This is a genomic window from Cryomorphaceae bacterium, from assembly GCA_017798125.1.
Classification (GTDB): Bacteria; Bacteroidota; Bacteroidia; order Flavobacteriales; family ECT2AJA-044; genus ECT2AJA-044.
On sequence record CP059070.1, the window covers coordinates 289240 to 299996 of the forward strand.

General features: G+C 49.9%; 12 protein-coding genes. 6 read left to right on the forward strand and 6 right to left on the reverse strand.

Annotated elements, in window-relative coordinates; all coding sequences use genetic code 11:
* Positions 1-12: 12 nt before the first annotated feature.
* The 6 genes from HZ996_01240 to nadE all read left to right on the forward strand — a co-directional run bounded on the left by HZ996_01240 (position 13) and on the right by nadE (position 5429).
* A complete protein-coding gene (locus tag HZ996_01240; protein QTN37814.1) occupies positions 13-297 on the forward strand; it encodes a DUF3817 domain-containing protein in 285 nt (94 codons plus the stop codon).
* Positions 298-361: 64 nt separating this feature from the next.
* Positions 362-658, forward strand: coding sequence for a hypothetical protein (locus tag HZ996_01245; protein QTN37815.1), 297 nt, complete (start codon positions 362-364; stop codon positions 656-658).
* A gap of 39 nt (positions 659-697) precedes the next feature.
* Positions 698-1645, forward strand: coding sequence for a hypothetical protein (locus tag HZ996_01250; GenBank protein QTN37816.1), 948 nt, complete (start codon positions 698-700; stop codon positions 1643-1645).
* A 2-nt stretch (positions 1646-1647) separates the two neighbouring features.
* Positions 1648-3888 carry a carbohydrate-binding family V/XII gene (locus HZ996_01255; GenBank protein ID QTN37817.1) on the forward strand — a complete coding sequence of 747 codons (2241 nt, stop codon included), beginning with the start codon at positions 1648-1650 and terminating at the stop codon, positions 3886-3888.
* Between the two features lie 42 nt (positions 3889-3930).
* Positions 3931-4650 (forward strand): outer membrane beta-barrel protein, encoded by a 720-nt coding sequence (locus HZ996_01260; GenBank protein QTN37818.1) that lies wholly within the window; start codon positions 3931-3933, stop codon positions 4648-4650.
* On the forward strand, positions 4647-5429 hold the full coding sequence (gene nadE, locus HZ996_01265) for an NAD(+) synthase (GenBank protein QTN37819.1): 783 nt from the start codon (positions 4647-4649) through the stop codon (positions 5427-5429). Before HZ996_01260 ends, nadE begins: the two co-directional genes overlap by 4 nt.
* Position 5430: 1 nt before the next feature.
* Here nadE and HZ996_01270 read toward each other — a convergent pair whose 3' ends face one another.
* Genes HZ996_01270 through trmB form a run of 6 tightly spaced genes read right to left on the reverse strand, consistent with a single transcriptional unit; the run spans position 5431 to position 10737 of the window.
* Positions 5431-6459, reverse strand: a complete 1029-nt coding sequence (locus tag HZ996_01270; GenBank protein ID QTN37820.1) for a 2-oxoacid:ferredoxin oxidoreductase subunit beta — start codon at positions 6457-6459, stop codon at positions 5431-5433.
* Positions 6456-8303 carry a 2-oxoacid:acceptor oxidoreductase subunit alpha gene (locus tag HZ996_01275; GenBank protein QTN37821.1) on the reverse strand — a complete coding sequence of 616 codons (1848 nt, stop codon included), beginning with the start codon at positions 8301-8303 and terminating at the stop codon, positions 6456-6458. Before HZ996_01275 ends, HZ996_01270 begins: the two co-directional genes overlap by 4 nt.
* Position 8304: 1 nt before the next feature.
* Positions 8305-8562, reverse strand: coding sequence for a NifU family protein (locus tag HZ996_01280; protein QTN37822.1), 258 nt, complete (start codon positions 8560-8562; stop codon positions 8305-8307).
* A 3-nt stretch (positions 8563-8565) separates the two neighbouring features.
* Entirely contained in the window at positions 8566-9696 is a 1131-nt protein-coding gene (locus HZ996_01285) for an Mrp/NBP35 family ATP-binding protein (protein QTN37823.1), read from the reverse strand.
* 20 nt (positions 9697-9716) lie between these two features.
* Positions 9717-10076, reverse strand: coding sequence for an MGMT family protein (locus tag HZ996_01290; protein ID QTN37824.1), 360 nt, complete (start codon positions 10074-10076; stop codon positions 9717-9719).
* Positions 10066-10737, reverse strand: a complete 672-nt coding sequence (gene trmB / locus HZ996_01295; protein ID QTN37825.1) for a tRNA (guanosine(46)-N7)-methyltransferase TrmB — start codon at positions 10735-10737, stop codon at positions 10066-10068. The genes HZ996_01290 and trmB overlap by 11 nt, the downstream gene beginning before the upstream one ends.
* Positions 10738-10757 lie beyond the last annotated feature (20 nt).

The window sequence follows — 10757 nt, forward strand, 5'->3', positions numbered from 1 at the left end:
TAAACTTGCGGTATGAATAAGAAGACCATCAGTACCATAGCGATCGCAGAGGCGATTTCGTATATCACCTTTGCCATTACCATGCCTTTGAAGTACGGGCTGGACATTTATTGGCCGAACAAAATAGTCGGATGGGCCCACGGCGGACTCTTCATTTTGTACATCGTCGCTATGCTGATCGGATGGAGGCGCTACGGCTGGACAATGGGGCAAACCTTCTTGGCCCTGGCGGCCAGTCTCATTCCATTTGCGCCTTTCTGGGTCGAAAAACGCATTATTCAACCGTCAGAGGATTAGGATATTGGTTCGGGTTCAGGCAATTTTTTGGACCTCTATGCCGTTCAAGGTGAAAACCTGAACCATGGAATCTGTTGCTGCAAAACCCGCGAAGCTCAAGCACACCTACCTGCTGCTCGCCACTTTCCTCATCACCAATTTCTTGTTCTTCATTGATGAGGGGTACTTCAATCTGAACTGGATGAAGCATTGGGGGAATTGGGTCATGTTTGGGATTTACTTTCTCTTCATTTACCTCGGGCAGTTTGCCTTCACGGCTCTGGCTTGGAGGTTTGACCGAACACCACTCGCCTATCTATTCGGGATCACCATGGGTACCTTTATTGGCGCTGGCGGCCTTATTCTGATTCTCCTCTCCTGAGGAAAAAAGTATCTTGGGACTTCTCTTTTGTCTTTATCTATGAGATTGGTCTTCATCTTCACGATGCTTTGCGCGACTCTTGTTCACGGTCAATCAGTGGTCACTGATGACATTGCACGCTATTTTCAAATGGTCGATAGTCTGGGCTATCAACAAAACCGGTCCGACAGCCTAGCTTGGGTGCAAAAAGCCTATCTGGACCGCGCTTCTGAAGGGTTTAAGAAGTTTCAAAAAGTGAGAGATCTCAACCCCGAATACTACTTGCGAAACTTGGAGCGGTATCCGGAGTTCTGGCGCACCATCCGGCCAAAATTAGAGGCATTGCCCAACCGGGTTGGAGAAGTAGATTCGGTGCTCGATGCCTTTGAAGCTCGTTTGCCCAAATTTAAACGACCTCGTGTCTGCTTCGCCGTTGGCGTACTATCCACCGGAGGAACGATTAAAGGAGATTGGCTCCTCATCGGTGCCGAGATTGTGATCAGCGATTCTACCACAGATAAAAGCGAATTGAATTCCTGGCTCCAAAGCGTGATGTACGAGGAAGATCAATTGGAACCCTTCATTGCTCACGAGGCCATCCATACACAGCAAAAAATTACGCCCTCCGTGGTTTGGGGATATCTGTTTAAATCAAAAGCCACCATGACTGTTGTCGAGGGCAGCGCTGATTATATTCCAAGGGCGGTATTGGGGTACATGACCATCAATCCGCGGATTTACGAATACGGCTATGCCCACGAAGTCGAATTAAAAAAAGAATACGCCGCAGACTTAAAAACAAACGACTATTCCGATTGGCTTTACAACGGTAATCAATCTGTTGGACGCCCTGCTGACCTCGGCTACTTCATCGGACATCAGATTTGTGCCGCTTATGTTGCTCAAGCCAAGGATCCTGAAAAGGCCATTCAAGATGTTATTTATTGTCGGAAGCCGTGGAAAATTCTGAAAAAGAGCGGTTACCTTAGTACTCCTCAATCGAACTAATTATGCGCACGTTATTCACCGCTCTGTTTTGCACTATTGTCGTTAGCCTATGGGCTCAAGAATCGAGTGCTCCTCCTACGACCTGGCCACAAGAGATTGCGACCAAAAACGGGGTAGCGACCGTCTATCAGCCACAGCTCGAAGAACTCAATGGAAATACACTTTCAGGCAGAGCGGCGATCTCCTATAAAGCAGAAGGATCAACCGATCTTGATTTCGGTGCCTTTTGGTTCGAGTCCACCTTGGATGTCAACAAAGAAGAGCGAATTGCTATCATCCAAGACGTCCGAGTCATTCAACTCAACTTTCCTGCGATTGAAGATGAAGAAAAGCTCGAAAAGGCCCGATCTGGTCTTGAAGCGGAAATGAACGGCTGGGACATCGTAACCTCATACGATCACCTACTTGGCTCCTTGGCAGATGCAGATCAAGAGATCGTGATGGAGAGTCAATTGAACAATGACTCGCCGGAAATCTACTTTCGAAATGAGCCCGCTGTATTGGTTTCCATAGACGGAGAGCCGGTGGTCAAAGACACCGACGACAAGAAACTGAGCTACGTGGTGAATTCTCCTTTCTTTCTGGTCCGAGACAATAAGACGCAGAACTTCTACCTCAAAGGGGGAGAGTACTGGTACACAACAACGGACCCAATTGGAGATTGGGATGCAACCTCTAACATTCCTCGAGACATTGCCTCCTTCGAAGAGAAAAACAGACCTGAATCCTCAGGCACTGACTCGGCAGCTGCAGCTATGGACGGCCCTCCCGCCATCATTGTGACCACCACTCCAAGTGAATTGATTTTGATCGATGGTGAACCCGATTACGGAAGTCTTGAGGGCACGCAACTCCTGTTCGTGAAAAACACCGAAAGCGATGTGATCGTAGAAATAGGGAGTCAGAAGCACTTTGTTCTTTTGGCCGGTCGTTGGTACTCTTCGACTTCCCTGAAGGATGGCGAATGGGATTTTGTAGATCCCGTAAATCTGCCTGAAGACTTTGCCAAGATCTCAGCGGAATCCGAAATGGCCCATGTCCTTATAAGCGTCCCAGGAACGGCCCAGGCTCAAGACGCTTTATTGTCTCAGAGCATTCCGGAAACGGCCGCAGTGAACCGGAAAGAGACCAAGGTGGACGTCAATTTCGACGGGGAACCTAAATTCGAGAAGGTGGATAACACAGAGGTCGCCTATGCGCTCAACTCAGACAAAACCATCCTCAGAATTCAAAACAAGTACTACTGTGTAGATAACGGTATATGGTTTGTTTCTAGCGCACCTGCTGGACCCTACGAAGTCAGCGATACTCGTCCCGACGAGGTCGATGATTTACCACCTGATTCTCCTGTATACAACACTAAATACGTGTACATCTACGATTCAACACCTGAAGTGGTGTACGTCGGATACACGCCTGGATACATGTATAGCTATTCCTATAGTGGCGTCGTGGTTTACGGCACAGGTTACCATTATCCCTATTGGTACGGCAGTGTGTATTACCCAAGACCTGTGACCTTCGGATGGGGTGTGCATTACAACCCCTGGACTGGATGGGGTTTCAGTATTGGCTTTAGCTACGGCTGGGTTGGTTGGGGCTATCATCCATACTACCGCCCATATTGGGGGCCTGCGGGATATCATGCGGGATATCGTCATGGTTATCACCACGGCTACAACAACGGATATCGTCATGGGTACCACAACGGGTATCGAGCTGGGTATGCAGCGGCAAAAAGAGACAATGCTCGTCGAAACGTGTACAACAACAATCGTGCAGGCGTAAAACCGACAAGCCGGCCTACGACAGCAAGTCGCCCGAGTATGAAAGCTCGTCCTTCGAACCGTCAGAATAATGTATATACCGATCGGTCTGGGAACGTCTATCAACGGAACAACAACGGTCAGTGGAATCAAAAAACCAACGGCTCCACCCGACCTGCGAACCGTCCCAGCACACAACCCTCAACACGACCAGGAAGTCGCCCGAGTACACAACCAAGCACGCGCCCGAGTACGCGTCCAAGCACGCAACCAAGCACGCGCCCGAGCACGCGCCCGAGCACCAATCAGTACAATCGCCAAGAGCAGTTAAATCGCAGCTATCAAAACAGACAGCGTAGCCAGAACAACTACAATCAATACCAAAGAAGTGGTTCAGGCGGCAGATATTCCCGTCCAAGCGGAGGCGGTGCTCGCCCTGCAGGACGTCCTGCTGGTGGTGGCGGTCGCAGACGATAAGCTGGCACGGTGCTTGCACCCCATCCATGCACTCAAATCGGAATGAAGAAAGGATTACTCATAGCACTTGGTATACTGTTGGGAAGCGCGGCCTTCGGCCAAAGCTCCAGTATCTTTTGGCGACCAGGGCTTCAAATTGACCCTTGGACACCTTCTATGACCGTTACACCCTTTCCTGAATTAGGGACCATCCGGTATTCATGGGAGCTCAACGGGGGGCTACACTTAATCGACACGGATGCGCAAAACCACGACGGTAAGGTCCGTCTAGGTTGGGGTATGCGGTTTATGCGACATCGACACATCACTCGGGGAATCTCAGCGGAATATGGTTTGGGGTGGCAGCGTTCCAAAGCTGCTTTTGAATTGAACGACACCACGTATAAGGTACGCTCAGATTGGCTTGAAATTCCATTGGGTATGACCTTTCGATATCGCCAACTCGGTTATTGGACCCCTTACGTTCAGCCGCAATTCATCCCTGGCTTCAAACTGACCGAGGAGTTTCGAAGAGAAGAGTCCGAATCAACAGACGTTTTGATTCGCGGTAATGAGGCGTGGGCCGGAATTAGACTGGACCTTAGACTGGCCGCGGGGTGTGAATTTGAACTCGGCCCAAAATGGACTGCTTTTACCCAAGTCCAATGGCGTCGATCCATCACGAACATCGTCAACCTGGAATCCATTCTGGATGTAGAGAATAACGAAAACCTATACTTCGGTCAGGTTAACATTGCCGCAGGTTTTATTTTTACCCCATGAAGACACTAGAAGTCGCGGACCACATTACCAAGTGGATTAAGGACTACGCGGAACAATCACATTGCAAAGGCTTTGTCATAGGGGTTAGCGGGGGTATCGACTCAGCAACCTCATCTACCCTAGCCGCTCGAACGGGATTACCTCTCATTTGTGTCGAGATGCCCATACATCAAGCAGCCAATCAGGTATCCCGAGCCATGAATCATATTGCTTGGCTGAAGGAGCATTTTCCGAACGTCTCCTCCGTCGAAGTTGAGCTTACAGACATTTTTGACTCGTTTGTCGGCGCACTGCCACCCGTCACGGGAAGTAAAGATCTACACGACCATTCGCTGGTGAACACGCGGGCTCGTTTTCGCATGACCACTCTATACTATTTTGCCGCTCTTCACGGGTATTTGGTCGTTGGAACCGGAAACAAGGTAGAAGACTTCGGTATTGGGTTCTACACCAAATATGGAGACGGTGGTGTCGACCTTTCTCCCATTGCGGATTTAATGAAGACCGATGTGTATGCCATCGCTGAAGCCCTGGGCGTAAATCAAGAAATTTTGGATGCTCCTCCAACGGATGGCCTATGGGGTGATGATCGTACCGATGAAGATCAGATTGGAGCCAGTTACCCTGAACTCGAATGGGCCATGGACTATTCCGGTGATGAATCCGATCTCAACGAAAGACAAAAGGAAGTTCTGAGCATTTACAGACGCTTAAACCGGGCCAATCAACATAAGATGGAGCCTATCCCAGTCTGTGTGATTCCCGAAGACCTGCGCTAGGTCAGTCTATGACCCAAGTATTGTTTCCGCGGAGGAGTGCGTCCAAGTCCCCAGAACCGCTTTCCTCAATGTGCGCTTCGAGCTGCTCGTTCAAGGCATCATCGTAAGTAAATCGATCCTCTTGGTAGAAGATTCCGAATGGGCGTGGGAAATTCCCTTCAATATTCGGGTCATCAAAGAATCGAACCAACATATCTGCTTTGATGCGATCAGAAGAATCGTGGATCCAGAGATCGTCAGCGGAAACCTCATCCAACGAAACCATCTTAGGTTTATATCCATCTAATACGATCCCCTTATCGCGCTGCTCACCGTAAATCAAGGGCTGTCCTTCTTCCAGCATGATCGTGTTTTCAAGCTTTGTCCGCTTATCGCTAAACAGCTCAAAAGCACCGTCATTAAACACGTTGCAATTCTGATAGATCTCGATCATTGAGGCCCCTTTATGCTCATTCGCCTTCTTGAGTATCTCGCGAAGGTGAATAGGATCGCGGTCAAGTGATCGAGCCACAAAAGTCGCATCGGCACCCATGGTCAGAGACAGTGGATTAAAGGGGTGATCCACCGAACCCAATGGAGTGCTCTTGGTTCGCTTACCCAATTCCGAAGTTGGCGAGTATTGACCCTTGGTCAAGCCATAAATCTGATTGTTGAACATCAAGATGTTCACGTCAAAGTTTCGTCTCAAGAGGTGAATCAAGTGATTACCTCCGATGGAAAGAGAGTCCCCATCACCGGTGATGATCCAAACACTGAGTTCTGGACGCGTCGCTTTTAGCCCACTGGCAACTGCAGTCGCACGACCGTGAATCGAGTGCATTCCGTAAGTATTCATGTAATACGGGAACCGGCTACTGCAACCAATTCCGGAGATGAATACCATGTCCTCACGCTCTACACCGATGTCCGGCATGACACTCTGGACCTGCTTGAGAATGGAATAGTCTCCACAACCTGGGCACCAACGTACATCTTGGTCCGTCTTAAGGTCTTTCGCCGTTAAGGGAGTCGGATTCTTTTCAGTGGTCATGACGTATATATTTCGGCGACTTTATTCTTGATTTCTGCAGCGGTAAACGGAATCCCTTTTACCTTGTTGAAGGCCTTCGCATCCACGAGGAACTTGTCCCGAATGATGCGAACGAGCTGACCATTGTTCATCTCAGGAATAAGGACGTGGTCGTATCTTCCCAGGACTTCTGCAAGGTTCTTCGGGAAAGGATTTAAGTAGCGCAAGTGCGCGTGCCCTACTTCATATCCCTCAGCCACGAGTTCCAAAACGGCCGTCTTGATGGCCCCAAAGGTAGACCCCCACCCGAGGACAAGCACCTTTCCTTTTTCCAGACCATTGTCAATGGCTTGCTCCGGAATATAGTCTGCTATCTTATCCACCTTGGCTTGACGGGTATCCGTCATGTGTTGGTGGTTATCCGGATCGTAACTTACATTTCCCGTTCCGTCTTCTTTCTCTAAGCCACCAATACGGTGCTCTAGATCCCGAATTCCTGGAATAGCCCATTCTCGCACGAGTTTCTCATCTCGTTCATAGGGCAAATACTCTTTTCCTTCGACTGGCTTGGCAAACTTGGGGTGAATTTCCGCCAAATCATCCGCACTGGGGTACATCCAAGGCTCTGCACCATTAGCCAAATACCCATCGCTTAAAAAGAAGACGGGGGTCATGTGCTCAACAGCGATCCGCGTGGCCTCATAAACGGTAGCAAAGCAATCGCTCGGTGTACGCGCCGCTAGGACAGGAATGGGTGCCTCCCCATTGCGGCCGTATACGGCTTGCATGAGGTCAGCTTGCTCCGTCTTTGTCGGCAATCCTGTTGAAGGGCCACCGCGCTGTACATTAATCACAAGCAATGGAAGCTCCAACATCACGGCCAATCCAAGGGCCTCCGTCTTTAAAGCAATACCTGGGCCCGAAGATGCGGTTACACCTAGGTGACCACCGAAGCTGGCCCCAATAGCCGAACAAATTCCGGCGATTTCGTCCTCCGCTTGGAAAGTGCGGACCCCGTAGTTTTTATGCTTAGACAATTCATGAAGAATGTCCGATGCTGGTGTAATGGGGTAACCGCCGTAGAAGATTTCAAGCCCGGCTTTTCGGCCGGCAGCAATTACTCCAATCGCGGTGGCTTGATTTCCCATGACGTTTCGATAGGTGCCTGGAGCCATTTTGGCCGGACGCACCTCAAACCGATTGCTAAAAGTCTCGCTCGTCTCTCCAAAAGCATATCCCGCTTTCAAAACCGCAATGTTGGCTTCGGCAATTTCGGGAGCCCGTTTTCCGAACTTACTCTGGATAAAGTCGATGGTTACGTCTAGTTTTCTGTTGTACATCCAGTACACAAAACCCAAGACGAACATATTCTTGGAGCGATCTTTCTCCTTCATACCCAAGGAAGTCTCCTTGAGGCAATCCCGAGTCAACTTGGTCACATCCATCTGAACCAAATTGTAATCGTCCAGCGTTCCGTCGGTAATGGGGTTTTCTTCTGCCTCGTATCCAGCTAAGCTTAGATTGCGCTTATCGAAACCGGCGACATTGAGGATCACAGAACCTCTCGGTTTGAGCCGATTTAAATTCTTTTTAAGGGCCGCAGCGTTCATCACTACGAGCACATCGCTTTCATCCCCGGGTGTGTAGATGTCCGTGCTTCCAAAATTGATTTGAAAGCCCGAAACCCCTGCTACCGTGCCAATTGGAGCTCTAATTTCCGCCGGAAAATCTGGGAATGTACTGAGGTCGTTTCCGTAAAGCGCCGCAGTGTTGGAGAATTGGCTTCCCGTCAACTGAATTCCATCGCCAGAGTCACCGGCGAACAGAATGGTGACTTTTTCTACTTCTTGGGCCGTGTTGCTCATCTTAAGCCGTTTCCGTTAGACCGATTTCATGAACTGCAACCACTTCAGGCGCATGTCTTTTTACGGTCATTTCAACCCCGTTCTTCAGGGTCATTTGATTCACTGAACAGTCCACACATGTTCCGTGCAACTGAACGCGTACGATCATTTCCGGTGTGATTTCAATCAAGCTAATATCACCTCCATCGGAGGCCAAGAAAGGGCGAATCTCGTCGAGAGCTGCCTCTACGCGTTGGGTTAAATCGCTTTCTGTTGCCATAGCTTAATTCTTAACGGCCGAACACCCGGCCATGTTTGTGATCTCGACCTTTTGGGTCGGAGATAGTTTCTCGTTTCGTTCCACCAACTGCTCCACCATATTTCTGGTTGCATTGATAAAGGCCTCCGCTGCAAGTGTATTTTGCTGCAGTACGGCAGGTCGTCCAACATCCCCAGCTTCGCGGATCGATTGCACGAGCGGAATCTCACCGAGGAAAGGAACACCGATATCATCGCTTAAGTTGCGCGCACCGCTCTTTCCAAAGATGTAGTACTTGTTTTCAGGAAGCTCTTCAGGCGTGAAGTAGCTCATGTTTTCCACGATACCCAATACCGGAACGTTGATGGCATCCATCTTAAACATCCCAACTCCTTTGCGTGCATCGGCCAGAGCTACGTTCTGTGGCGTACTTACAATCACGGCTCCGGTCACTGGAACGGCCTGTACCAAGCTCAGGTGAATATCTCCTGTTCCAGGAGGCAAATCAATGAGCAGGAAATCCAAATCTCCCCAATGTGCGTCCTTGATCAGCTGGTTCAAAGCCTTTGAGGCCATAGGACCTCGCCATACCACCGCTTGGTTTGCTCCGGCAAAAAAGCCGATGGACAAAACCTTCACTCCGTGGCTCATGATGGGTTCCATCATGGAACGTCCTCCAACTTCAATACTCTTGGGGCGTGCGAATTCGACGTCGAACATCATGGGCACGGATGGCCCATAGATATCCGCATCTACCAAACCCACTTTAAAGCCCATATCGGCCAAAGCCACGGCCATGTTGGCGGTAACCGTAGATTTCCCTACTCCTCCTTTACCAGAGGCCACGGCCACGACGTTTTTCACGCCTGGCAATTCCGGTCCTTTTATTTCTGGAGCCTTTTCGGGTTGTTCTACGCGAACGTTGACCTTGACCACTGCCTTTTCATACAGCTCGTCGTGGATCAATTTGATGATATCAACCTCCAGCTTTTTCTTCACGTGAAGGGCAGGGGTTGTTATAGTGACGTCTACGTCGATCTCCTCGCCAAAGACCTGTACATTCTTCAATGCACCCGATTCCACCAAGTTGGTTCCAATGCCGGGTGTGGCGATTTTATGGAGCACGCGTGTGACGTTTTCCTTAGTCAATTTCATAGGGACAAAGATACGCTAATTTAAAGCCGTTCTAATTTAGATTCCTCCGGCAATTCGATAACCGGATCCCAGTAGTGTTGTTCAAAACGCTGCACTTGATCGTCGATAACTTCGACGCCTTCGCGCTCCAACAATTGCTCCATGACGTTCACTCCGAGGAAGTGATGTTTACCGGTCAATAGTCCTTTTCGATTCACGACCCGATGCGCGGGCACATCGTCTTGACCGTGGGAGGCGTTCATGGCCCAGCCGACCATGCGGGAGGATCGTGCCGCGCCCAAGTATTTGGCAATGGATCCATAACTGGTCACCCGCCCTTCGGGTATCAAGCGAACCACGCGGTACACCCGCTGAAAAAAGTCCTCACTCTTAGCGCTCACCGAGTTGAAATTTTAGGTAGGTAATAGGCTTGCCCTCAGCTAGCCACTTCTCTTCGTAGTAGGTCTTGATGTCCAACGCGGAATCGCGCTGGGGATTTCTGTAGATGTCGTGATTCGACTCCAATACAGGCCAGCCCCACGCTTCCAAAAGGCCCAACGTATACCCGTGCAAGAATTCACTGTCCGATTTCAAGTGAATAATTCCGCCGGGCTTCAAAATTCGTCGATAGCGTTCTAAAAAAAGCGGATGGGTCAGGCGGTGCTTCGCTCGCCGGTATTTAATCTGTGGATCGGGGAAGGTGATCCAAATCTCCGAAACCTCATCGGGTCCGAAACACTGGTCGATGAGCTCAATCTGGGTCCGCAGAAATCCAATATTATTCAAGCCTTCTTCACGTGCCGTTTTTGCACCGCGCCAAATTCGGGCCCCTTTGATGTCTACCCCGACGAAGTTCGCATCACGCCGTAGGCGCCCAAGATTGACCGTATAATCGCCGTGTCCGCAGCCTAATTCCAGAACGATCGGCTGTTCTTCCGGAAAAAAATCGGCGTTCCAACGACCGCGCAATTGAAGCCCCTGCTCCACTTCCTCACGGGTCGGCTGGACCACGTGTTCGAAGTCTTCCATCTCGGCAAATCGGCGCAGTTTATCCTTTCCCACGTTGTGCTTTTGGGCAAAGG